The organism is Chelatococcus sp. YT9 (assembly GCF_018398315.1).
Lineage (GTDB): Bacteria > Pseudomonadota > Alphaproteobacteria > Rhizobiales > Beijerinckiaceae > Chelatococcus.
Map to the genome: position 1 here is coordinate 4,147,962 of NZ_JAHBRW010000001.1, position 23,330 is coordinate 4,171,291.

At 62.0% G+C, this 23,330-nt stretch carries 18 protein-coding genes; 5 read left to right on the forward strand and 13 right to left on the reverse strand.

Features of this window, described 5'->3' with window-relative positions; translation table 11 throughout:
* Positions 1-156: 156 nt before the first annotated feature.
* Entirely contained in the window at positions 157-1,620 is a 1,464-nt protein-coding gene (locus KIO76_RS19145) for a DEAD/DEAH box helicase (protein ID WP_213324728.1), read from the forward strand.
* A gap of 106 nt (positions 1,621-1,726) precedes the next feature.
* Here the strand turns inward: KIO76_RS19145 and KIO76_RS19150 are convergent, their stop codons facing one another.
* From KIO76_RS19150 to KIO76_RS19190, 9 genes are all read right to left on the reverse strand, one after another.
* Positions 1,727-2,083: a TfoX/Sxy family protein gene (locus tag KIO76_RS19150; RefSeq protein WP_213324729.1), complete on the reverse strand. Its 357-nt coding sequence runs from the start codon at positions 2,081-2,083 to the stop codon at positions 1,727-1,729.
* Between the two features lie 27 nt (positions 2,084-2,110).
* Positions 2,111-2,500 (reverse strand): HesB/IscA family protein, encoded by a 390-nt coding sequence (locus tag KIO76_RS19155; RefSeq protein ID WP_213324730.1) that lies wholly within the window; start codon positions 2,498-2,500, stop codon positions 2,111-2,113.
* A 96-nt stretch (positions 2,501-2,596) separates the two neighbouring features.
* On the reverse strand, positions 2,597-3,019 hold the full coding sequence (locus KIO76_RS19160) for a VOC family protein (protein WP_213324731.1): 423 nt from the start codon (positions 3,017-3,019) through the stop codon (positions 2,597-2,599).
* Positions 3,020-3,021: 2 nt separating this feature from the next.
* Positions 3,022-3,360 (reverse strand): SUF system Fe-S cluster assembly protein, encoded by a 339-nt coding sequence (locus KIO76_RS19165; protein WP_502761895.1) that lies wholly within the window; start codon positions 3,358-3,360, stop codon positions 3,022-3,024.
* A gap of 178 nt (positions 3,361-3,538) precedes the next feature.
* On the reverse strand, positions 3,539-4,786 hold the full coding sequence (locus tag KIO76_RS19170; protein ID WP_213324733.1) for a cysteine desulfurase: 1,248 nt from the start codon (positions 4,784-4,786) through the stop codon (positions 3,539-3,541).
* Between the two features lie 113 nt (positions 4,787-4,899).
* A complete protein-coding gene (gene sufD, locus KIO76_RS19175; RefSeq protein ID WP_213324734.1) occupies positions 4,900-6,219 on the reverse strand; it encodes a Fe-S cluster assembly protein SufD in 1,320 nt (439 codons plus the stop codon).
* Between the two features lie 9 nt (positions 6,220-6,228).
* A complete protein-coding gene (gene sufC, locus KIO76_RS19180) occupies positions 6,229-6,978 on the reverse strand; it encodes a Fe-S cluster assembly ATPase SufC (protein WP_213324735.1) in 750 nt (249 codons plus the stop codon).
* 145 nt (positions 6,979-7,123) lie between these two features.
* Positions 7,124-8,599 carry a Fe-S cluster assembly protein SufB gene (sufB, locus tag KIO76_RS19185; RefSeq protein WP_213324736.1) on the reverse strand — a complete coding sequence of 492 codons (1,476 nt, stop codon included), beginning with the start codon at positions 8,597-8,599 and terminating at the stop codon, positions 7,124-7,126.
* A gap of 82 nt (positions 8,600-8,681) precedes the next feature.
* Entirely contained in the window at positions 8,682-9,869 is a 1,188-nt protein-coding gene (locus KIO76_RS19190; RefSeq protein ID WP_213324737.1) for a cysteine desulfurase family protein, read from the reverse strand.
* 254 nt (positions 9,870-10,123) lie between these two features.
* On the opposite strand from KIO76_RS19190, the gene KIO76_RS19195 reads away from it, so the two are divergent.
* Positions 10,124-10,783 carry an alpha/beta hydrolase gene (locus KIO76_RS19195; protein WP_213324738.1) on the forward strand — a complete coding sequence of 220 codons (660 nt, stop codon included), beginning with the start codon at positions 10,124-10,126 and terminating at the stop codon, positions 10,781-10,783.
* A gap of 191 nt (positions 10,784-10,974) precedes the next feature.
* Complete coding sequence (gene tyrS / locus KIO76_RS19200) at positions 10,975-12,225, forward strand: tyrosine--tRNA ligase (RefSeq protein WP_213324739.1); 1,251 nt, start codon at positions 10,975-10,977, stop codon at positions 12,223-12,225.
* A gap of 128 nt (positions 12,226-12,353) precedes the next feature.
* On the opposite strand, the gene KIO76_RS31630 is transcribed toward tyrS, so the two are convergent.
* Positions 12,354-15,719 (reverse strand): YhdP family protein, encoded by a 3,366-nt coding sequence (locus tag KIO76_RS31630; protein WP_213324740.1) that lies wholly within the window; start codon positions 15,717-15,719, stop codon positions 12,354-12,356.
* Between the two features lie 395 nt (positions 15,720-16,114).
* On the opposite strand from KIO76_RS31630, the gene KIO76_RS19210 reads away from it, so the two are divergent.
* Together KIO76_RS19210 and KIO76_RS19215 are read left to right on the forward strand one after the other, a co-directional pair.
* Complete coding sequence (locus KIO76_RS19210; protein ID WP_213324741.1) at positions 16,115-16,579, forward strand: peroxiredoxin; 465 nt, start codon at positions 16,115-16,117, stop codon at positions 16,577-16,579.
* A 180-nt stretch (positions 16,580-16,759) separates the two neighbouring features.
* The gene (locus KIO76_RS19215) at positions 16,760-18,034 is read left to right on the forward strand and encodes a M23 family metallopeptidase (RefSeq protein ID WP_213324742.1); all 1,275 of its coding nucleotides are present in this window, start codon (positions 16,760-16,762) and stop codon (positions 18,032-18,034) included.
* A 57-nt stretch (positions 18,035-18,091) separates the two neighbouring features.
* Here the strand turns inward: KIO76_RS19215 and prfB are convergent.
* The 3 genes from prfB to KIO76_RS19230 all read right to left on the reverse strand — a co-directional run bounded on the left by prfB (position 18,092) and on the right by KIO76_RS19230 (position 23,328).
* Positions 18,092-19,220, reverse strand: a protein-coding gene (prfB, locus tag KIO76_RS19220; protein ID WP_213324743.1) for a peptide chain release factor 2 whose coding sequence is annotated in 2 segments (ribosomal slippage) — positions 18,092-19,150 and positions 19,152-19,220 — 1,128 coding nt in all. Because the reading frame shifts where the segments join, the coding sequence is not laid out codon by codon here.
* A 193-nt stretch (positions 19,221-19,413) separates the two neighbouring features.
* Positions 19,414-21,858 (reverse strand): penicillin-binding protein 1A, encoded by a 2,445-nt coding sequence (locus KIO76_RS19225; protein ID WP_213324744.1) that lies wholly within the window; start codon positions 21,856-21,858, stop codon positions 19,414-19,416.
* Between the two features lie 159 nt (positions 21,859-22,017).
* Positions 22,018-23,328: an N-acetylmuramoyl-L-alanine amidase gene (locus KIO76_RS19230; protein WP_291976442.1), complete on the reverse strand. Its 1,311-nt coding sequence runs from the start codon at positions 23,326-23,328 to the stop codon at positions 22,018-22,020.
* Positions 23,329-23,330 lie beyond the last annotated feature (2 nt).

Here is a 23,330-nt window from a genome sequence, read left to right on the forward strand (position 1 = left end):
TTCATTTGTCAAGGCCATCCGTTGACTTTGGTCTCGATCTCCCTATGTTCGCGCAGAATGCCATCGTCGGACTGAGCTGTGCGGACGATGGCGTCAGCTGCGTCCTCAGCCACGTGTCATCCTGGCGCGAGCGGGCGCCTCGACATACGGACCACGATGTCATTTTCCGAACTTGGCCTCAGTGACAAGGTGCAGCAAGCCGTTGCCGCTGCGGGCTACACAAAGCCGACCCCCATTCAAGAACAGGCGATCCCGCATGCGCTCCAGCGCCGGGACGTGCTTGGCATAGCGCAGACGGGCACCGGCAAGACGGCTGCCTTCACGCTGCCCATGCTGACGCTCCTTGAGAGCGGCCGCGCCCGGGCACGGATGCCGCGCACTCTGATCCTCGAACCGACGCGGGAACTCGCCGCGCAGGTGGAGGATAGCTTCATCAAGTATGGTGCGAATCACAAGCTCAACGTGGCGCTGATCATCGGCGGCGTGTCATTCGGTGATCAGGACGCGAAGCTCACGCGTGGCGTGGACGTGCTGATCGCGACACCGGGACGCCTGCTCGATCATTTCGAGCGCGGCAAACTCCTGCTGACCGGCATCGAGGTGCTCGTCATCGACGAAGCCGACCGCATGCTCGACATGGGCTTCATCCCGGATATCGAACGAATCTGCCGCATGGTGCCGTTCACGCGCCAGACGCTGTTCTTCTCGGCCACGATGCCGCCTGAAATTCAGCGGCTCGTCGATACATTCCTGCACAATCCGGTGAAGGTGGAGGTCGCCCGCGCCTCCTCGACGGCCAGCACCATCACGCAGCGTCTCGTCGCCTCGGGTCGTGAGCAGCATGACAAACGTGAGGTTCTCCGGCAGCTCATCCGCAACGCGGCGGACCTGAAGAACGCCATCATATTCTGCAACCGCAAACGCGACGTCGCAGTGGTGCACCGTTCATTGGAGCGCCATGGCTTCAGCGTCGTCGCCCTTCATGGCGACATGGACCAGCGCTCGCGGACCCAGGCGCTGGAACGCTTCCGCAACAACGACGTTCAACTGCTTGTTGCCAGCGACGTTGCCGCCCGCGGCCTGGATATTCCTGACGTCAGCCACGTCTTCAATTTTGACGTGCCGCATCACCCCGAGGATTATGTTCACCGCATCGGCCGCACCGGGCGAGCCGGACGGACCGGGCATACCGCGATGATCGTCACCTCCGCGGATACCAAAGCGCTTGCCGCGATCGAGAGCATGACCGGACAGCCGATCGACTGGGAAGGCGATCCGCTCGATCCGAACGCCGCGGATGAGGAACCCAGACGCGGCGGACGCGGTGGCGAGCGCCGGTCGCGCGATGGCCGCGGCCGAGGCAGCAGCGGCAGCAATGGCAAGGAACGCGGCCGTCGGCATGAAACCGAAGGCGCGAAGCCGGGCGAAGGGCAGTCTCGCCCGCAGCATGCAAAGCCCGTGGCCGAGAAGCCCGCGTCCGGCCGTTATGAGCGCGGTGAGGGACGCAGGGGCCGCCAGGATGACGACGGACCGAGCTTCGTCGGATTCGGTGACCACGTCCCCGCCTTCGTCCTGCAGGAAGTACGCTTGCCGAAAAAGACGACCGCAGCTGAGGACTAGCCTCCGTCAAAAGAGATGCGGCCGGGTTTGACCAGGCGGCATTTTCTGACTGTTGGAGGATCAGCGCAGGTGCGGTCCGGCCCCGGATGCCTGTTATCTTGCGGAGCTAGACATCCCTGCCCTTCCGCCTGCGCCCTCCGGCTGCAGATTTTGCCCGCCTCGCCGCCGCGAACGCGAGTTCAGCCCAACGCGCCGCTTCCGCCGGATCATCCAGGGCAACGTCCGGCAGGCTCCAGAACGACATCACCACCGTTCGCCCGTTCTGGCGCGAATAGGCGAATGGCCGAGCGCCGGCCTCTTCGAACAGAGCCCTACTGTTATCGTCAACCTTAAGAAAAAGTGCGCTATCGACTTCGAGGGCGAACATCAGGTCGTCGCGGTAGATGCCTTGGCCGCCGAACATGCGCTTGATACGAACGGCGCCGAATGCCTGAAAGATATCGCTGAGATCGGCAGCATCCATGGCACGCCCCCTGCCCGCCTGGCTCCGCTAACTCGCGGCGCCGGCCAAGGATTCGGGGCGAGCAGGCGTGATAGCCACGGATTCACCACAGCCGCAGGCGGACGTCTGGTTCGGATTGTTGAACACGAAGCCGGAACTCATCTTGTCCGTCTTGAAATCCATGGTTGTCCCGAGCAGGAAAAGCACCGCGCTGGGCTCAATGGCGATGGTAACGCCCTTCTCCTCGATGACGTCCTCGCCTGGCTTAAGCGCATCGGCGTAGTCCATCGTATATTCCATGCCGGCACAGCCGCCCTTTTTGACGCCTATACGCAAGGCGACAGCCGGCGGATTTGCCTTGGACATCAACTGCTTGACGCGGGCAGCTGCGGAATCGGTCAAGCTCATGACGGTGAGCTTCGGGCGAGGTGCACCCATCGCATCATTACTCCTCACGCAGGGTTCAAGGCCCTGGGCTTCTCTCTCTCACGCATAAAGATAGGCATTCCATCGCGGAAGGTCGAGAGGGCCGCCTCAGTAGCTCGCCCAGATGCCGGGCGTGGCAAATTCCAGGAGATGGCCATCGGGATCGCGCAAATAGATGCTACGACCTCCCTTCGGCCATTCGGTCCGTCCCTCGATCGGAATCTCGGCGGCCGCTAAGCGTTCCTCCCAGCCCCCGAGATCCGCTGTCGTGACAGCGAAGGCAACATGCAGCGGGCCATGGCCATCGTGGGGAGGAATCGTTCCCCCTGGCAGCGTCACGGTCTCGAGGGTAGAGCCCCTCTTGAAAAGTAGCAGCACATTCGCGCCGCCGACGTCGAATGCAAAGAAGCGGGAATCGCTGGTCAATACCGCAAGGCCGAGTACGTCGCGGTAGAATCGCGCCGCGCGGTCGAGGTCGTCGACATAAAGCGCGGTTTCCAGGATACGGCCAAGCTTCGGCTTGTCTGGCATGGCTACCACATGTCGAGGGCGACGCGTGCCTCGTCGGACATCCGGCTCTGATCCCATGGCGGATCAAAGACCATGTTGACCGTGACGCCCTGGACGCCACCGACGGCCAGGACAGCATTTTCAACCCAGCCCGGCATTTCGCCGGCAACCGGACAACCGGGCGCAGTCAGCGTCATATCGATCGTGATGTGCCTGTCATCGCTGATGTCAACCCTGTAGATCAGGCCGAGCTCGTAGATATCGGCTGGGATCTCCGGGTCGTAAACGGTCTTGAGCGCGGCGACGATCTCGTCTCCCAGACGCTCAACCTCTCCCTCCGGCAATGACGACGGCGCAGCCACTGCGGGAGCGTTCGGCTTATCTTCCTCAAGCGGCGACGCGGGCGACTGGGTCAACGGTCAATCCTCTGCGGGAAACGATCATATGATTCGACGACGGCTAGGGTTTCACAACCCGGATGTAGGCGCTCAGGTGCGCCGGTTCAATCGGATATGCGAACATGGCAACGCACGACTCCCGCTAGTCGAGGAACAGGTGCTCCGCCTTGTTAAGCGCTTCAACGAAGGCATCGATCTCCGCGATCGTGTTGTACAGGCCGAACGAGGCCCGGCAGGTCGAGGTCGTGCCAAAGCGAGCGAGAAGCGGTTGGGCGCAATGGGTGCCGGCGCGGACCGCTATCCCCGAGCGATCAATGATCGTGGCGACATCGTGAGCGTGAGCGCCCTTCATCTCGAAGGAAACGATGGCCCCCTTGGACTGCGCCTTCCCGATGACACGGATCGAGTTCAGGGCCGCGAGCTTTTTATGGGCGTAATCGCGCAACTGGTCTTCATGATTGAGAATGGCGCCGCGCCCAATGGACTCGATATAGCGCACGGCCGCGCCGAGCCCGATCGCCTCGATGATCGGCGGCGTCCCGGCCTCGAAACGATGGGGAGGAGAGTTATAGGTGACGCGATCGAGCGTCACTTCCTCGATCATTTCCCCGCCGCCATTGAACGGTGGGAGTTTCTCCAGCCATTCACGCTTGCCGTAGAGCACGCCAATGCCCGTCGGCCCATACACCTTATGACCGGTGAAAACGTAAAAGTCCGCGTCGAGCTCCCGTACGTCGACCGGTAGGTGAACGGCGCCCTGGCTCCCATCCACCATCACCGGAATGCCGCGCGCATGGGCGAGCCTCACGATCTCCTTGACCGGCATCACCGTGCCCAGCACGTTTGACATGTGGGTTATGGCCACGATCTTCGTGCGCGGCGTCAGCAGCTTCTCGAACTCGTCGAGCAGGAAATTGCCGTCGTCGTCCACCGGTGCCCATTTGAGCACCGCCCCGTTCCGCTCCCGCCAGAAATGCCAGGGAACGATGTTGGAATGGTGCTCGGCAATCGACAGCACGATCTCATCGCCGGGGCTGATATTAACGAGCCGTCCGAAACTTGCGGCGACGAGATTGATCGATTCCGTCGCCGACCGCGTGAAGATGATTTCGTCCGTGCTTTCCGCATTGACGAAGGAACGGACCGCGTCGCGCGCGTCCTCGAACGCCTCTGTCGCGGCATTGGCGAGATAGTGCAGGCCACGGTGCACATTCGCGTAGCCCCCTTCCATGCAGTTGACCATGGCGTCGATCACCGCGCGCGGCTTTTGTGCCGACGCGGCGCTGTCGAGATAGATCAGCGGTCTGCCATGGACCTCGGTCGCGAGGATGGGGAAATCGCGACGGATCGCCGCGACGTCATAGGTATTGTTGGCAACGGCGATATTCATGGCCTTCGCCTCATCTTCCTTGCTCAGGCGGCGCGCCGTGCAGAGTGGCACAAGATTGTCCCACTCTGCAGCCCTTCCGGTTCGTCAGAAGGGCCGCCGCATACCAGCCGGAATTATCCGGCGCGTCCGGCAAGCCAGCTTGCCGCCAAGTCCGTCAGCTCTTCCCGCACTTCCTCCAAGGCGATCGGCTCGAGAGCTTCACCCAGGAAAGCCTGCACGAGAAGGGCTTCTGCTTCCGGCCGTGGCAAGCCCCGTGCCATGAGATAGAAAAGCAGCTCGTCATCGAGTTGCCCGCAGGTGGCGCCGTGGGCGCAAACCACGTCGTCAGCGAAAATTTCCAACTCTGGCTTGTTATTCATGGCTGCGCCCTCGGAGAGGAGGAGCGCCGCGGACATCATCTGGCCATCCGTCTTCTGCGCATGCTGCCGAACGATGATTTTGCCCTGGAAGACGCCGGTGGCTTCGCCGTCGACGACCGTCTTGAACAGCTCCCGGCTTTGGCAGCCGGGAACCATATGATCCACCACGAGGGTCGTATCGGCAAGGCTCTTGCCGGCAAGCATTGTCGCACCACCAATGGTGGCGACGCTGTCTTCACCGGCAAACGCCAGGAAAACCTGGTGCCGGGAGACATGGCCGCCGGCAACGACGGCCGTCGATGTGAACTTCGCCTCGGCGCCAAGGGTCACCAGCAGGCTCGAAAGCGCCAGCGCGCGATCCCCTTCGGCATTCAACCTGATGTGAGTAATATCGACCGATGAGCCGGCGATAATCTCAACCACGCTGTTGCTGTGATAGCCGACGCCAGCGGGCCCCTCGTGGCTCTCGATGAGGGTGAAGGCAGTATCATCGCCGGCAGAGAGAACGATGCGCGGCGAAGTCGCGAAAGCCTTCGTGCCCGTATTGATGAAGCGCAGCACCAGCGGCGCGTCGAGCTTGACGCCATCGGCGACGCTGATGATCGCTCCGTCGGCCACGAAGGCCGAGTTGAGCGCAACGGCCGCATTGTCTCTGGCGATGTCCGGTCCGCCCATCTTGGACAGCAGCGGATGGCCGCTGGATAGGGCCTCAGCCAGCGACGTGACCTCGACTCCATCCGGAACAGCCTCGGTCGTGACGAGATGGCCGTTGACGAAGGTGAGCCGGACGCCAGACACGGCGGCAAAGGCCTTGCTGCCGGCGATTGCGGGATCCGTCTCCGCCAGCTTCGGTCGCTCGGCCAGTGGAGGCGCCTCCTGCACCAGGCTGCGCAGATCCGTGTACTTCCACTCTTCAACGCGCCGGTGCGGCAGCCCTGTCGCCTCGATCAGGGCGAACGCCTCATCGCGATGCTTCAGCGTGTTCTGTGTGCCCGGCAACGTGTTTCTGACGATCTTGTAGAGATCGATCAGGCCAGCCTCAGCCGGCGTACGGATGGGGGTTATGACAGACATGGGCCTCCCTCACGCCGCCAGTTCGCGATAGTCGGCATAGCCGTTTGCCTCGAGCTCGAGCGCAAGCTCCTTGCCGCCAGAACGCACCACCTTGCCCTTCGACATCACGTGCACGGTGTCGGGCACGATATAGTTCAGCAGGCGCTGGTAATGGGTGATGACAAGGAAGGAGCGGTCCTGCGCCCGCAGGGCATTGACGCCCTCCGCGACGATCCGCAGCGCATCGATGTCGAGGCCCGAGTCAGTTTCATCGAGAATGCAGAAGCTCGGCTCGAGCAGAGCCATCTGAAGGATTTCCATTCGCTTCTTCTCGCCACCGGAGAACCCGACATTGAGAGCGCGCTTCAGCATTTCCTGATCGATCTCAAGCGTTTCTGCAGCCTTTTTCACGCGCCGCATGAAATCAGGCGTGGTCAGCTCCTCCTCGTCCCGAGCCTTGCGCTGCGCGTTGAGCACCGATTTCAGGAAGGTCATGGTGGCGACGCCGGGAATTTCCAGAGGGTACTGGAAGGCCAGGAAGACGCCCTTGGCGGCTCGCTCGGAGGGCTCGAGCTCAAGGATATTCTCGCCATTGAGGAGGATCTCGCCATCGAGGACCGTGTAGTCCTCCTTGCCGGCGATGACATAGGACAGAGTGGATTTCCCCGACCCGTTGGGACCCATGATCGCGGCGACCTCGCCGTCGTTCACCTTCAGGCTCAGGCCGTTGAGGATGCGCTTGTCCTCGATGTCGACGACCAGGTTGTTGATCTCAAGCATTCTTCCAATCCCGCATTCGGCTTCCGGCTGTCTCAAGGCGCTTGCGCCGCTCCGCACCGGAAGGGATGTTCACGATAAACAGAGGTGAATGGCTCTTGGTCTGCCTGACCGGGCTTCTCAGTGACACCGCGACAGGCACAATCCGCTAGCCGACCGACCCCTCCAGACTGATCGAGATGAGCTTCTGCGCCTCGACGGCAAATTCCATCGGCAGCTGCTGCAGCACATCCTTGACGAAACCGTTGACGATCAGAGCAATAGCCTCCTCCTCGGAGAGCCCCCGCTGCATGCAGTAGAACATCTGATCGTCAGAGATCTTCGAGGTCGTAGCTTCATGCTCGAAGACTGCGCTGGCATTCTTCGACTCAATGTAAGGCACCGTATGTGCGCCGCACTGATCGCCGATCAGCAGCGAATCACAGTTCGTGAAGTTCCGAGCCCCCGACGCCCGGCGGTGCGCCGACACGAGGCCGCGATAGGTATTGTCCGACCTTCCCGCTGCGATGCCCTTCGAGATCACCTTGCTGGTCGTGTTGCGGCCGAGATGGATCATCTTGGTACCGGAATCGACCTGCTGATAGCCGTTCGAGATGGCGATCGAATAGAACTCCCCGCGGGAGTTGTCGCCGCGCAGGATGCAGGACGGATACTTCCAGGTAATGGCGGAACCTGTTTCCACCTGCGTCCAGGAAATTTTCGAGTTGGCGCCCCGGCAATCGCCGCGCTTCGTCACGAAATTGTAGACGCCGCCTTGACCCTCTGCGTCACCGGGGAACCAGTTCTGCACCGTTGAGTACTTGATCTCGGCATCGTCGAGGGCAATCAGCTCGACCACGGCCGCATGGAGCTGGTTCTCATCGCGCGCTGGCGCCGTGCAGCCTTCGAGATAGCTCACATAGGAGCCCTTGTCGGCGATAATCAGCGTGCGTTCGAACTGGCCGGTATTGCGCTCGTTGATACGGAAATAGGTCGACAGCTCCATCGGGCAGCGCACACCCTCCGGCACATAGACGAAGGACCCATCCGTGAAGACGGCCGAATTGAGCGTCGCGTAAAAGTTATCCGTCACCGGCACGACCGAGCCGAGATATTTGCGCACCAGCTCGGGATATTCGCGAATGGCCTCTGATATCGAGCAGAAGATGACGCCGGCCTTCTTCAACTCCTCCTTGAAGGTCGTGACGACCGAGACGGAGTCAAAAACGGCATCGACGGCGACGCGGGAGCCTGCACCCTCGACGCCGGCGAGAATCTCCTGTTCCCGCAGCGGGATGCCGAGCTTCTCATAGGTCTTGAGGATCTCGGGATCGACCTCGTCCAAGGACTTCGGAGCGGCGTTCTTCTTCGGCGCAGCGTAGTAGTGGAGTTCCTGGAAGGGGATGGGTGGATATTTTACACGCGACCATGTCGGTTCGCGCATGGTGAGCCAACGCCGATATGCATCGAGCCGCCATTCGGTCATCCATTCCGGATCGCCCTTTTTGGCGGAGATCAGGCGGACGATGTCCTCGGACAGGCCGACGGGGGCCAAGTCCATCTCGACGTCGGTCTCGAACCCATATTTGTACTGATCAACGTCGATCGCCTTAACGCGCTCGACTGTCTCCTGCACTGCAGGCATGGCTCAACTCCTCTCACGGCTTCAAGGGCCGTGGTTAACCGTCATTGTCCCAGAGGTTTTCCCATCCCCTGAGGTATTCCCGCTACGCAGCCCTGTCACCCTGGCGACGTGCCATCACGCTCCGCGTGACCTTGGCGAAAGCCGCCGCAAACCGCTCAACATCTTCCTCACTGGTCGCCCAGCCGAGACTGACGCGCACGGCCCCTTCGGCAACAGCCGGCTCGATGCCCATCGCCGCAAGAACGTGCGAGGGACGCACCTTGCCCGACGAACAGGCCGACCCTGACGACACCGCCACGCCCGCAAGATCAAAGGCCATGACCAAAGTCTCGGCCTTGACGCCCGGAATGGCGAAGGCCGAGGTATTGGCTAGGCGCTCGACACCACCGCCAAACACAACCACGTCCGGAAGGAGGCCCCGGATGTGATGCTCGATGCGGTCCCGCATCTCGGCCATGGCCTTCATATAGTGATCAATTTCACCAAATGCGATCGCCGCGGCGCTGCCGAAGCCAACAATAGCGGCAAGATTCTCTGTTCCAGCCCGATGGCCCTCCTCCTGGCCGCCGCCAGATAGAAGTGCTGGCCCGAGATCGATGCTGGGATCATAGACCAACGCGCCGGCGCCCTGCGGACCGCCGAATTTATGCGCTGAGAAGCTCAGCATGTCGGCGCCGAGGGTCGAGAAATCAATGGGCAGCTTGCCCGCAGCCTGCACTGCATCGACATGCAGGACACCGCCTGCGGCGTGAACGAGCCGCGCCACGTCGGCGATCGGCTGCAGAACGCCCGTTTCGTTATTGGCCATTTGCAGAGACACGAACGGCCAGCCATCGCTGGCGTCGAGATGCTCGGCGAGCCACGCCACATCAACGAGACCGTTCGCGCCGACTGGAATGACAGTTACTGCCTCCGCCGGAAAGCGTCCGCCCGCCAGCACGCTCGGATGCTCCGTCGCACCGATGAAGCAACGGGACGGGGGGAGATCCTTGCTACGTCCCCCGAAACCGCGAATCCGCACATGGGGCGACAGGGCAAGCACGTTCGCCTCGGTGCCGCCGCTCGTAAAAACAAGCTTGGCGGCTCCCCCTCCGACCAGCGCCGCGACCTTGCCACGCGCCTCCTCTATGGCTGCGCGCGCGGCACGGCCTTCGCGATGAACCGAGGAGCCGTTGCCGGATGCCGTCAGGACACGCAGCATCGCCTCCACCACCTCCGGGCGGAGGGGGGCTGATGCATTGTAATCCAAATAAACTCGACCCGCCGTCATGCTTGTTTCCAGGGAAAAAGGCCCCACTTCATGGAAGTCTTGCCTTTAACCCCCCTCGTTGTGCTACATACGCTCGTGAAAGCGTGGGCGGCCTCCTAGACGTTCGGTTGTATCATAACAAGATACACGCGTCGGTAGGCCTTAGAATAATTCTAACCGTGATTTATGGCGCTGCAGCAAACTAAGTCAAGGGACGTCGGATTTTATGTCCCCCGCTGAGCTCGTGCCTTCTCACGGCCATGGTGTCGGAGCCAATGCCTGAAGTTATTTTCACCGGACCCGCCGGACGTATAGAAGGCCGTTACCACCCGGCCAAGGAGAAAGGTGCGCCGATCGCCATCGTGCTGCATCCGCATCCCCAGTTTGGCGGCACGATGAATAACCAGATCGTGTACAGCCTGTATTACACCTATGTGAATCGCGGCTTCTCCGTGCTGCGTTTCAATTTCCGTGGTGTGGGGCGCAGTCAGGGCGCGTTTGATCACGGCCAGGGTGAGCTGTCGGATGCCGCGGCAGCGCTTGATTGGGCGCAGTCGGTCAATCCGGAAGCCCGCACCTGCTGGATAGCAGGCGTGTCCTTCGGTGCCTGGATCGGAATGCAGCTCCTGATGCGTCGCCCGGAGATCGAGGGATTCCTGTCGATCGCCGCAATGGCGAACCGTTACGATTTCAGCTTCCTCGCGCCCTGTCCTTCCTCGGGCCTCTTCGTCCACGGTTCCCAGGATCGCGTCGCGCCGTTGCGAGAGGTCGTTAGCGTCATCGAGAAGGTGAAGACCCAGAAGGGCATCCAGATCGAGCACGCGGTCGTTGACGGTGCCAACCATTTCTTTGAGGGTAAGCTCGAGGAATTGATGACCACGGTCGACGGCTATCTCGACAAGCGCCTCGGCGCGGTCCAGGAAGACGCGGCCTGAGACCGGTCCATCATCCTGAACTGAATTCAGCGCCCGGCCCTATCGAGCCGGGCGTTTTCATTCCAGGTGCGCCCGCGAGCGTCCCTCATTGCCGCACGCCCCATGATATTCGCAAAAAAACCTGCTACAGGGCACGCTGTCGTCCTCATGGACGGCCGACGACGCCGCACTTGATAGAAGCCTGAGAATCCATGACCCGCTTCCGCTCCGACTTTCTCCGCACGCTCGACGAACGCGGCTTCATCCACCAGATCTCGGATCCCGAAGGGCTCGACGCCCTTGCTCTCAAGGGCCGCATCTCCGGCTATGTCGGCTATGACGCCACCGCAACGTCGATCCATATCGGCAACCTGATTTCGGTGACGATGCTCTATTGGCTGCAGGAAACCGGCCATCAGGCAATCAGTCTCATGGGCGGCGGCACCTCCATGGTGGGCGACCCCTCGTTCCGCGACGACCAGCGCAAGCTTCTGACCGTGGAGCAGATCGAGACCAATATCGAGAGCATCAAGCGGGTCTACGGCAACATCCTGAACTACGGTGGCTCCAACCCGGCCATCATGGTCAACAATGCCGACTGGCTGCTCAAGCTCAACTACGTCGAGTTCCTGCGCGACGTCGGCCGGCATTTCTCGGTGAACCGCATGCTGAGCTTCGATTCGGTCAAGCTTCGGCTGGACCGTGAGCAGTCGCTGAGCTTCCTCGAGTTCAACTACATGATCATGCAGGGCTACGACTTCACCGAGCTCAACCGCCGCTACGGCACCGTGCTGCAGATGGGCGGGTCGGACCAGTGGGGCAACATCATCAACGGCGTGGATCTCAGCCACCGCATGGGTGGTCCGCAGCTCTACGCACTGACGACACCTCTCCTGACGAAGGCGTCCGGCGAGAAGATGGGCAAGTCGGCGTCGGGCGCCGTCTGGCTCAATGGGGATCTCTTCAGCGCTTACGATTTCTGGCAGTACTTCCGCAACACCGAGGACGCCGACGTCGGCAAGTTCCTGAAGATCTTCACGCGTCTCCCGCTCGATGAGATCGCCAAGCTGGCAGCGCTTGGTGGCAACGAGATCAACGAGGCGAAGAAGGTCCTCGCGACCGAGGTCACCGCGATCGTACACGGACGTGCGGCCGCGGAAGCCGCGGCGGAGACCGCGCGCAAGACGTTCGAGGAAGGTGCCCTCGCCGATACGTTGCCGAGCGTCGATCTCCCATCCGGAAGTCTTGCGGCGGGCCTCGGCGTGCTGAACGCCGCTGTCACCGCGGGGCTTGTTGCCTCCACCGGTGAGGCGCGCCGCCAAATCAAGGGCGGTGGCCTGCGCATCAATGATGCGACCGTCTCCGATGAACGTGCTGTCCTCACGGAGGCGGACCTGACCGGCGAGGGTGTGATCAAGATCTCCCTCGGACGCAAGAAGCACGTGCTGCTCCGGCAGACCTGACGTTCATGCGGTCGCGCGGCATCTGGTAGGCTTGTCCAGAGCCGCGTGATTGCTTCCAAGAGCTCGCGTGCTGTCGGGGCGGAGCGAAATCCGACGATGGCCTTCCAGTTGATTGCAACCTGAGCGGCTCAGCGCTCAGGTAAGGCGCCGGGCGGAACGGTGTCGGCGCGGCCGCTGTCAGCGCGGCCAAGATCGAAAAATTTCCTGAAGATGCCCGGGGCGATGGCCGACAGGGGATTGATCGACATGACCGGATTGGCGGTCGTGCCGCTGACGCGGAAGTTGACCGCAAACAGCCCCTCATATTGTCCGCCGCCGAGAATCAGCCCGACGATCGGCAGCTGGCTGAAGATATTGTTCAGCGCGTAGGCAGGCACGTAGGTACCGGATAGATCGAGCCGGTCACGTGACGTGTCGAGGTGCCCCTCCAGGCTTACCCCCACCGTTGGCCCCCACACGACGCCCTCTCGGATGTTGATCCGCCCGGTCGCCCGGGTGAAGTTCACCTTCAGTTTCGTGAAGCTGATATCCGAAGGATCGACGCTTCCGGGACGTCCCTGTTTGGGGGTTTCGGCGATGATGCGCTGCAGGCCCTGATCGTTGCGGATGCTGAAATCCCAGATCGTCAGCTCGCCATTCTGCGGATCGTCCCCCGACAGCGTAAGATGCGCCGCGCCGCCCGCCATCCGCTTGTAGAGATCGGCAAAACGCAGCGCCGATCCGGCATTGCCTGTCTCCACGAAAATCGCCCCCTTGCTGCCGAGCTGGCCGCTGATCGGCGCGCTGCCAAGCCGTCCCTTGAGGGACAGGTCGGAGACCGTCTTCCCACGACGGGCGAGTTTGAGATTCGCGTTGGAAATGACCTCGTCGTTGTAACCGGCCAGGATATTGACGCTGAGATCGAGGTCTATATCCGCCGCGGCCCCGCCGCCGCCCGAGCCGTCGCTCAGCGTGGCGAGGAAGGGGCGAGCGTCCAGAACGTTCCCTCGAACAGCCAGGCGATATGCGTTGCGATTGCGGCTGACGTCGAGACGCAGGTCATCCCCCGGCGACAGCTTGAATTGCGAGAAGCTCGCCTCCCGCAACATGCCGTCCGTCGTGAACTTCGCCGCTCCCTTTGCCACGGCGCCGGCGTCGAGCGCGATGTCACGCAAGTCGAAGCCATCCGCATCCGCGAGCACGAAGGAAAGGCGTCCAGGTCTGCCGGCGGCCTTCCGCCACCCCGGCAGCAGATCGTCGATGGAAGCACGCGCCAGGTCGACATCGACCGAGGTTGGCACCTTCGTGTCGAAGCTCTTCACAAGCTTCACCCCGATCGGTCCGCGCAGCTTGCTCTTGAGATCGAACCCCTTACGCGCACGTGCTGCATCGTCGAGGACCAGCGAAATGGCCACTTCACCGGCGCTCGAGCGCAGGAGCTGGCGCATGTCGATTGTTGCGGGAAGGCCGGAGATCTGTCCCGTGCCCTTCAGCGTGAGCGCGGTCGTGTCGACGTTCAATGCAAGGGATGCGTTCTCCAGCTTTTCCTTGCCGCTGATGCCATCCACGGAGAGATTGGTGAGATTTCCGGAGGCGGCCGCCCTGACGTCAGCGGCCGTCATATCCTTGACGAGCGGAATTCCTAGCGAGACCTTGATATCCGCTTGGCCACGCACCTTGGTGGGATCAACGTCGATCTGAACAGTCTCTCTCAACGCATCGCTGCCGAGAAGCGCAATGAGACCATCGGCTTGACCACGCAACCTGAAATCAACGGTCGAGAAGACCGGAGGTGTGTGGTCGGCGATCGCGAACACACCGTCCACTAGGCTGAGTGAACGGCTATCAGGGAGCTGGACCTGCGCCTCGGCAACTTCGATCCGCGTCGTTAGGCCGGTGACAACGCCGGCCGCCGATACGCCCGTTAGAAGCGGCAATCCATCGGCAGGGAGCAACGTGCCGTCGTTGATCGCAAATGTGAGGTGAACCGAAGAGTCCGGAATGGGCTTCTTGTTGCGCGATGCGATCAGTTCCTCACCAGTGAGGCGGGTCTTGAGGGACATTCCCTCGACGGTTCCCTCCAGCAGATTGTCCACGAGATAACGCCGCACATCCGCCGCAACGAAAGCCGGCCAGAACCGCAGAACCGAACGCACCGGAGCCTTCGGCACTGCTATATCGAGATTGAGTCCTCCTTGATCGGCGAGAGTTCCAAGGGAGCCGGTCAGCGAGATGTCATAGTCCTTTCCCGAGACCCGTACTTGCTCGAAATTCACGCCTCCGCCGACAGCGCCAGTCATGGCGAGCGCGATATCATTGATCAGCACGGGGGGCTGGCCGTCTGTCAGATTTTCGATCGCCGCGCCCGATCCGGAGAGCTTCATGCGCCAGAGTTGGTCGCCCTCAGCCGGCGTCAGACGACCCGCCAGCGTGAAACGCGAAGCTCCGGCGCGGAGGTCGGCCGATGTGATAACGAGCTCGCCGGCTTTCGCATCCCAGGTGGAGGAAACCGCGAAATTGTCCACGGTCACAGGCGGCTGGTCAGGATCGTCCATGACAACAACGCCGCGCCCGCCACGCAAGGTCGCATCGAATGCCGCGAGCGTGTCATTCGCATCAACAGTCAGATCGAGTTTGCCCGAGAGCGGCATGTCGGTCGTGACGAGCGGCGTGCGCACGCCGTTGAGCGCCAAGAGATCCGAGACCGGCATGTCGTCGACGGTCATCGACACGCGCCGTTCAGTGCCCGCCGCTGTCCCCATCACCGTGCCGGAGACCTGCCATGGCCCGTTCCTGCCTGTTAGGCCGAAGCCGAAATGCAGTTCCCCCGGGCCCGGGCGCGCCACATTGAAAGAAACGTCATCGAAGTTGATCCGTTGGCGTCGGGTGTCGTCGATCAGCGTCAGCTTGGCTCCTGACAATCTGACACGCTCGACACCCGCGACCGCCGAATCGCCTCCCGACACAAGGTCTATGAAGGAAACCGCTCCGACGGCGATGGGGAGCGGGGCCTTGTCGGGAACGGAGCCGGTTGTGGCGGGAGTTTCGGGCCCGGCCTGCAGCGATGGATCTGCTGGCGCTGCTTCGGGAGGATCGGCCTCCCCCGCTGTCAGTGCGAGGCCGCCATCGCGCGCCACGAACAGGCGGAGATCAAGGCCGCTCAGCTCCACCGAACGCGGAACGATCTCTCCCCTGAGCAAGGCCCAGGAAGATACGGCGATCTCCGCCTCTTGCGCCTTCAGCAGGCTGAGACCACGCGGATCGCGCACATCGATCCTGTCCACCCTCAACGTGGGACCGTGGCGCGTATAGGTAATGGCCGTGTCTGCGAGGTCCACCTTCCATCCAGGTCCCAACCGTTCCGCCAGATGCGAGGCGATCGGATTGGCGATATCCCCGATCAGGATGGGGCTGATCAAAATGCGAAGAGCAGCGACGCACAAAAGAATGACGATCCCGCTCGCCACACAGAGCAAGGTGCTGCGAAGGACGCGCGACGGTCGCTTCCTGGTCACTTTCCGAATGCGCCGCCTGGGCCGCAATCTACGAAGAGCTGCCATATCGAATCAGCAATGGCTCTCAATCAGGCCATGCAGTGATGGCAGGGATAAATCCTCGGTCCATCCATCTCCTGTGCCACGGCCTGGGGTCGAAGAGACGACGGACCAAAAGGCATTCCCGCTCCTTGCTGCATGAGAATCGCTCGGCATCACCTGTCGGCATACGGTAGCGACCGCGGATCGGCGGCCATAAATTCAGCTGCGCCAGACACCCGCAGATACTATAGCCGATCCTGCGCGAATGCCGATGGCAGATCGCGACAACGCGCTGGAAGTTTACCGGATTCGCGGGAGGCTATCGCCTTCCCGACGCACTCTAAACCGCCTCAATCTGACGAAAGGAAGGCACTATGACCTTGACGAGCGGATCCGCCGCGCCGGATTTCGAATTAGCGGTCAGCGCCGGCAGGACGGTTTCCCTTGCCTCCCTGCGTGGTCGGAAAGTGGTTCTTTATTTCTATCCGAAGGACGACACCAGCGGCTGCACCCGGGAAGCGATGGACTTCAACGCCTTGCGCGCCAAGTTCGCGGCAGCGGACACAGAGGTCATCGGCGTGTCGGCCGACGATCTCGCCAGCCACGACAAGTTCAAGGCCAAACATGGCCTCGCCCTGACGCTCGCCGCCGATCCCGACAAGGCAGCAATCGAGGCCTACGGCGTTTGGGGGGAGAAGAAGCTCTACGGCCGCACTTACATGGGTATAGAGCGTACGACTTTCCTCATCGATGCAACCGGCCATATCGCGCAGATATGGCACAAGGTGCGCGTGCCTGGTCATGCGGAAGCTGTGCTTTCCGCCGCTCGTGCGCTTTAGGCCGCGATGATCTGCGACGTCCGAATGCTGGCATGGTCGATCCGCTCGCTCAAAGCACCTGATATCAAAAGAAAATCTACCGAAGGTTGCGTATAATTCTCGTAACAACCTTTTACGGTGATTTAACCGCGGGATGCCATTAATTTCCCCCTATCTGTGACAGACCGGGGGCGAATCGGCATGGCGGAGGGGCAGGGCCTGCTCGGAAGGGACGAACCGTTCAGGAACCTCAGCTTCGCTGGGCAGGCCAAGCGCGACTACATCTTCATCGGTCGTCCTGTCGCGCTTGCCTTCGCGATCGCCTTCGTTTTGGCGGTGGCGTGGGCGGCTACGGCAACCTGGGCTTTCGTCTTCAGAGACGGACTCGTCAGCAAGATGGTCTCTCGCCAGGCCGCACTGCGCTACGAATACGAGGACCGCCTGCGTGACTTTCGCGGGCGGCTCGACGAAGTCACCGATAAGCAGGTGATCGATCAGGACATCTTTGACGAGCGTATTATGGAACTCCTCAAGCGTCAGGTTCAGCTTGAGGATCGCCAGGCGATGATCGATTCGCTGATCAGGCAGGCCAATATGCCCGTAGGTGGTCCCATCGTCGCCGGCGATGCGGCGGGAGTCAGCGTCTTCACACCCCCCAGTACACCGCCCGCCAATGGGGTCAGCATTTCCAAGCCCCCTCCCCCTGCTCAGCCGAGCAACTTCGGTTCCCCGCGCCTTCCAGCCCATTTCTCATCGGATAAGTATTCGCTGGGCGAGCGCATCCTGCGCGCAAAGCGCTTCGCGGACGCGATGGACCGACGCCACCTGGCGGCACTCAATGGTCTCAGCCAGCATGCGCAGCGCAACTCATCCCTGCTGAAGGGCGTGATTGCCGAGATCGGGCTTGATCCGGACACGATCATCGGTGTCGGTCAGCGGTCGGCACAAGGTGGGCCGCTCGTCGGGCTGGACAACGCGAAAACAGATCTTTTCACGCGCTCTGCCGTGACAGCCCAGATCCACCTGAGCAGCTTGCACAAGCTGCGTCGTACAGTCGACAGCCTCCCACTGCGCCGACCGGGGTTCGATTCTACGATCACAAGCGGCTTCGGCGTCCGCACGGATCCGTTCACGCGGGGGCTCGCGCTCCATTCAGGCATCGATTTCGCCCAAGCGGAGGGGACGCCCGTGTTCCCGACAGGAATAGGGCGAGTGACCGTCGCGGATTATACGGGGGGCTACGGTAAGATGGTGGAAGTGGACCACGGCAATGGCGTGGTCACGCGCTACGCCCATCTCGCGGAAATCGACGTGCGCCCGGGAACGCTCGTGACGATCGATACGCAGATCGGCAGGGTCGGCAGCACCGGGCGCTCGACCGGCCCACATCTGCATTACGAGACGCGGATTGGGGGGGAGGCGATCAACCCGACCCGCTTCCTGCGTGCAGCAGATCTCCTGGCCGAGATTCGCTAGGCGCGCCCGCCTCCCCTGCCCGACCGGCGATCGGATAGGCATAGGCGGAACGCCCGATCAGTCGATGTCCTCGACCTTGTCCGCAGACCCGTAGATGCGCGCGGCGAGCGATGCCTCTATGAACGGATCAAGCTCCCCATCAAGGACGTCTTGAGGTGTCCCGGAGGTCACCCCCGTCCGCAGATCCTTGACGAGTTGATAGGGCTGCAGCACGTAGGAACGGATTTGATGCCCCCAGCCGATTTCGCTCTTCGAAGCGGCTTCTGCCGAAGCCGCCTCCTCACGCTTTTTCAGTTCGAGCTCGTAAAGACGCGCGCGAAGCATATTCCAAGCTGTCGCGCGATTCTTGTGCTGTGAGCGCTCGTTCTGACAGGCCGCGACAATGCCTGTGGGAATATGAGTGATGCGAACCGCCGAGTCGGTGGTGTTGACGTGCTGGCCGCCGGCACCGGACGAACGATAGGTATCGATCCGGCAATCCGATTCCTTGATATCGATCTCGATACGATCGTCGATCACCGGATAGACCCAGGCCGAGGCGAAGCTCGTGTGTCGCCGGGCGTTGGAGTCGAAAGGGGAAATCCGGACGAGCCGATGGACCCCAGATTCCGTCTTCAGCCAGCCATAGGCATTGTGCCCCTTGAGCAGCAATGTGGCCGACTTGATCCCCGCTTCCTCGCCATCGGTCTCTTCGATGAGTTCGACCTTGTAACCCTTGCGCTCGCCCCAGCGGGCATACATGCGCATGAGCATACGTGCCCAGTCCTGGCTCTCGGTGCCGCCGGCACCGGAGTGAATCTCGACATACGTGTCGTTCTGGTCGGCCTCACCGGACAGCAATGTCTCGACCTGGCGCCTGGCGGCATCCGCCTGCAACGCCTTTATGGCCGCCTCCCCCTCGGCGACGACGCTCGCGTCCTCTTCCATCTCCCCGAGTTCGATGAGAGTGATAGCGTCATCGAGCTCGCGCTCGATGCGAGCAATCGCCGACAAGCGGTCTTCGAGTTCCGTGCGCTCGCGCATCATCTTCTGCGCGGCTTCGCCGTCGTTCCAGAAATTCGGATCCTCAGAGAGAGCGTTCAGCTCTTCCAGGCGTTTTGTTGCAGCATCCCAGTCAAAGATGCCTCCTCAGCAGTCCCACGGACTGCTTGGTGGTTTCGACGAGAGCTTCGATCTCGGCTCGCATGGCTAGCAAATGTCTCTGTGAATGTTCAGTCGCACACGCGACCCTGTGCTCATAGAGCATCGGGCGACCGACTGTAAACCGGCACCGGGTGCGATGCTGTGAAGGGATTATGGGAAGGCGGCGGCGCCTCTTCAACCACGCCGGCGCGCAGCAACGGCTCTGGAGGGGCTATCCGAGACGGTGAGCGGCCCCCTTAGTAAAGGCCACCGGTACCGGCACCGACACCGCCCCGCCCTCCGCTGTCGGCGTTCACAGCGCCTGTCGCGCCGCCGCCAGCTGCCATGGCAACCCCGTCAGGTGGCGCAGTGCCCGGCTTGAAGGCTTCGAGGATCGTTCCCTTCCCGCCGCCGGAGCTGCGCAGACCCGAATGGGCATCGACTTGAATGAGCTTGATGCCCGGCGGAACGCGGAACGGCGTTGCCGGCTTGTCCTTGAGGGCCATGCTCATGAAGTCGCGGAAGATCGGCGCAGCCAGCGCGCCAGCGGAAACCCGCCCGCCAAGCGAGCGCGGCTTATCGTAGCCGAGGAAAACGCCGACCGCGAGATCCGGTGAAAAGCCGACGAACCAGACATCCTTCGCGTCATTGCTCGTCCCGGTCTTGCCGGCGAGGGGCTTGCCGACGCTCTTTACGACAGTCGCTGTGCCGCGCTGCACGACGCCCTCAAGAATCGACACGATCTGGTAAGCCGTGAGCGGATCGAGAACCTGCTCACGCTTGTCGACCAGGGTCGGCTCGCGCTGGTCGGACCACGAATCGGCATTGCAATTCACGCATTGGCGCTCGTCATGCCGATAAACAGTCTTGCCCCAGCGGTCCTGAATGCGATCGATCAAGGTCGGTTTGATGCGGCGGCCGCCGTTCACGAACATCGAATAAGCTGTCGTCATCCGCAGCACGGTTGTCTCGCCAGCGCCAAGGGACATGGAGAGAAGCTGCGGCATGTCGTCATAGACGCCAAAACGCTTGGCGTACTCGGAGACAAGAGGCATGCCGACGTCATGCGCCAGGCGGACGGTCATCAGGTTCTTCGACTGCTCGATACCGTAACGCAGCGTCCGCGGGCCAGCGAATTTCCTGTTGTAGTTCTCCGGGCGCCAGACGCCGAGGCCAGGCCCTTGATCGAGCTCAAACGCGCCATCCACGACGATGCTCGACGGCGTATAGCCGTTGTCGAGGGCGGTCGCGTAGACGAAGGGCTTGAAGGAAGAGCCGGGCTGGCGCCAAGCCTGCGTCGCGCGATTGAACTCGCTCTGGTCGAAGGAGAAGCCGCCCACCATCGCAAAGACACGGCCGGTATTGGGGTCCATCGCGACGAGCGAGCCACCGATTTCAGGAATCTGGCGCAGACGGAACTGGGCGCCCTTGCCGTCGATCGGCTCGGCGTAGATCACATCACCCGGCTGCAGCGCGGCGTTGACGCGGCCTTTGCGCGTCCAGCGAATACCGTCAAGACCGATGGTGCCCGTCTGCCGTTCGGTATGTACCGCACCGGACGGCTCGCGGGCGGGCTGCAGGCCAATGGTCGCCTTCTGGGCATCCGAGGAGAGAACCACGGCGAGCTGCCACGGCTTCACGTCTCCATAAGCCTTGATCTGAGCGAGGGCCGCACCCCATTCACCCTGCGAGAGATCGATCTTCTGTTGCGCTCCGCGCCAGCCATGGGATTCGTCATAACGGACGAGACCATCGACCAGGGCCTTGCGCGCCATAACCTGCATAGTGGGGTCGAGCGTCGTGCGAACGGAAAGTCCGCCCTCGTATAGCTCCTTCTCGCCGTAACGCTCCGCGAGCTCGCGACGGACCTCTTCCGTGAAGAAGCCGGCAACCGCCGAGCTCTCCGGAAGCGAGCGTGGAGACACTCCGAGCGGAGACGCCTTGGCTTTGTCACCATCCGCGCGCGAGACGTAGCCGTTCTCGACCATGCGGTCGATCACCCAGTTGCGACGCTCGATCGCTGCCTCCCGTTGCCGGAAGGGATGGTAATTTGTTGGAGCCTTGGGAAGCGCCGCGAGATAGGCCACCTCGGCGAGGGTGAGCTCATTGACGGACTTGCCGAAATAATTGAGCGCAGCGGCAGCCACGCCGTAGTTGCCTGGCCCACCGCCAGCCGTGCCGAGATAGATCTCGTTGAGGTAGAGTTCGAGGATGCGGTCCTTGGAATAGACCGACTCCATACGGAGCGAGAGGATCAACTCCTTGATCTTACGCTCATAGGTCTGCTCGTTGGTGAGCAGGAAGTTCTTCGCCACCTGCTGGGTGATCGTCGATGCGCCTTGCTGACGGCGGCCGCTGCTGCGCAGGTTGTTGATCACGGCGCGGGCCACGCCTTCGGGATCGACGCCGCCGTGCTTATAGAAGTTCTTGTCTTCAGCAGACAGGAAGGCTGCGACGACCAGCGGAGGGATTGCCTGAATCGGCAAGAACAGCCGGCGCTCGCGCGAGTACTCGGCCAGAATGGCGCCATCGCCCGCGTGAACGCGGGTCGTCACCATGGGCTCATAGTCCGCAAGCTGCGTATAATCCGGCAAATCCTGGGAATAATGGTGGAAGACGTAGCCAACCACGCCGGCACCAATCAGGAACAGGATAGCGCCCGCCGTGAACGCAAAGCCGATAAAGCGCAGAATCAGTCGCATACAATTGGTCCAAAGCCGACGCCGGGAAGGCACGAAAACGAGCCCCTCCCAACACCCTGTCGATCGGTCATCCCGCCAGCCCCCAAACGATTACTTCTACCATAAGGTGAGGCAACAGTGCCAGCGCAGCCGGTCTGTACCCTGGTACATCACCGACAACTATGGAGAAAAGGCGACACCGCCAGCTTTTTCGGTGGGCGAACGCTGGGAGAAATAGCGGCTGATGGCTTCGTTCAGCGCGCTGGCGGCACTTTTCTGCCACTCATCCGAAACAAGAAGCGCCGCGTCCTTAGCGCTTGAGAGATAACCAAGTTCCACCAGCACGGACGGCACGTCGGGAGCCTTCAGGACCCGGAATCCGGCCGACCGGTGGGGGTTCTTGTTCAGAAGCACCGTGCCCCTGAAGCTGTCGATCACATTTCCGGCAAATGAGTTCGAAAACGTCCGCGTTTCACGTTTGGTGAGATCGGCGAGGATACCGACGATCTCATCGGGATCTTCCGCCGCCTCGACCCCGGCGATTTGGTCGGCCAGGTTTTCCTTGTCGGCGAGGCGAGCGGACTCGAGATCGGTGGCAAGATCGGAGCCCGTGTAGATCGTTGCGCCGCGCACTCCTCCGCCGGACCCCAACGTATCGGCGTGGATGGAAATGAAGAGATCGGCACCGGCCTGCCGGGCCACCCTGGTGCGGGCGCCCAAGGCAATGAAGGTGTCCGTCGTGCGCGTCATCATCACGCGATAACGGCCGGATGCTTCGAGTATGTCCCTCAGCCGCTGGGCGAATGCGAAGACGACGTCCTTCTCGAGTACGCCCTCGCTCGTCTGGGCACCAGGGTCAATACCCCCATGACCAGGATCGATCACCACCAGCGGCAGCGCCTCGTTCTTGGGGCCGTGGGTCACCGCTTTCGGAGGATCCGGTGGCTGTTGACCGGGCAAACCATCGCCTGAATCGACCATCGGCCGAAGCGCGGCCTTGCGATACGCCGCGCGCGTCGCCTTGTTCAGTTCGATGACGAGTTCCGCTCCAGAGGCCGTGGGGACGGTTTCGACGCGGCCGACAAGTGCTGGCTCGCGCAGGTCGATGACCACACGCGAGCGCTCGGGCGCGAACAGACCGAATCGGAACGATCCGATGAAATGCCCCTTGCCCGAAGGTGGGCGCCCTGCATTCTTCGGTAACTGGAAATTGACCTCTGGCAAGTCGATGATGACCCGGTCCGGCCGCTCCAGGAGGAACGCCTTTGCCTCAACGCCTGCCGAGAGCGTGAATGTCAGCCGTGCGGTGTCCTTGCGCGCATCGACGGCGACCGCCGTGGCCCTGACCATGTTGGCCTGGCGCGCGGCCGCATCCGCTGGCCGGCCGTCTGTGGCCCCGGCGCCAGCAGGAAAGCCCCACAATGGCAGCAGAAGCACCCCGGCTAGGGCAAAACGCACGAGGCGCTTTTGGATTTCAGTCGTCGTGTACACAA

Excerpts from the sequence above, each read along its gene's own strand:
- KIO76_RS19145 (WP_213324728.1), top strand. The coding sequence starts at position 157 with ATGTCATTTTCCGAACTTGGCCTCAGTGACAAGGTGCAGCAAGCCGTT.
- KIO76_RS19150 (WP_213324729.1), bottom strand. The coding sequence starts at position 2,083 with ATGGATGCTGCCGATCTCAGCGATATCTTTCAGGCATTCGGCGCCGTT.
- KIO76_RS19155 (WP_213324730.1), bottom strand. The coding sequence starts at position 2,500 with ATGGGTGCACCTCGCCCGAAGCTCACCGTCATGAGCTTGACCGATTCC.
- KIO76_RS19160 (WP_213324731.1), bottom strand. The coding sequence starts at position 3,019 with ATGCCAGACAAGCCGAAGCTTGGCCGTATCCTGGAAACCGCGCTTTAT.
- KIO76_RS19170 (WP_213324733.1), bottom strand. The coding sequence starts at position 4,786 with ATGAATATCGCCGTTGCCAACAATACCTATGACGTCGCGGCGATCCGT.
- sufD (WP_213324734.1), bottom strand. The coding sequence starts at position 6,219 with ATGTCTGTCATAACCCCCATCCGTACGCCGGCTGAGGCTGGCCTGATC.
- sufC (WP_213324735.1), bottom strand. The coding sequence starts at position 6,978 with ATGCTTGAGATCAACAACCTGGTCGTCGACATCGAGGACAAGCGCATC.
- sufB (WP_213324736.1), bottom strand. The coding sequence starts at position 8,599 with ATGCCTGCAGTGCAGGAGACAGTCGAGCGCGTTAAGGCGATCGACGTT.
- KIO76_RS19190 (WP_213324737.1), bottom strand. The coding sequence starts at position 9,869 with ATGACGGCGGGTCGAGTTTATTTGGATTACAATGCATCAGCCCCCCTC.
- KIO76_RS19195 (WP_213324738.1), top strand. The coding sequence starts at position 10,124 with ATGCCTGAAGTTATTTTCACCGGACCCGCCGGACGTATAGAAGGCCGT.
- tyrS (WP_213324739.1), top strand. The coding sequence starts at position 10,975 with ATGACCCGCTTCCGCTCCGACTTTCTCCGCACGCTCGACGAACGCGGC.
- KIO76_RS19210 (WP_213324741.1), top strand. The coding sequence starts at position 16,115 with ATGACCTTGACGAGCGGATCCGCCGCGCCGGATTTCGAATTAGCGGTC.
- KIO76_RS19215 (WP_213324742.1), top strand. The coding sequence starts at position 16,760 with ATGGCGGAGGGGCAGGGCCTGCTCGGAAGGGACGAACCGTTCAGGAAC.
- KIO76_RS19225 (WP_213324744.1), bottom strand. The coding sequence starts at position 21,858 with ATGCGACTGATTCTGCGCTTTATCGGCTTTGCGTTCACGGCGGGCGCT.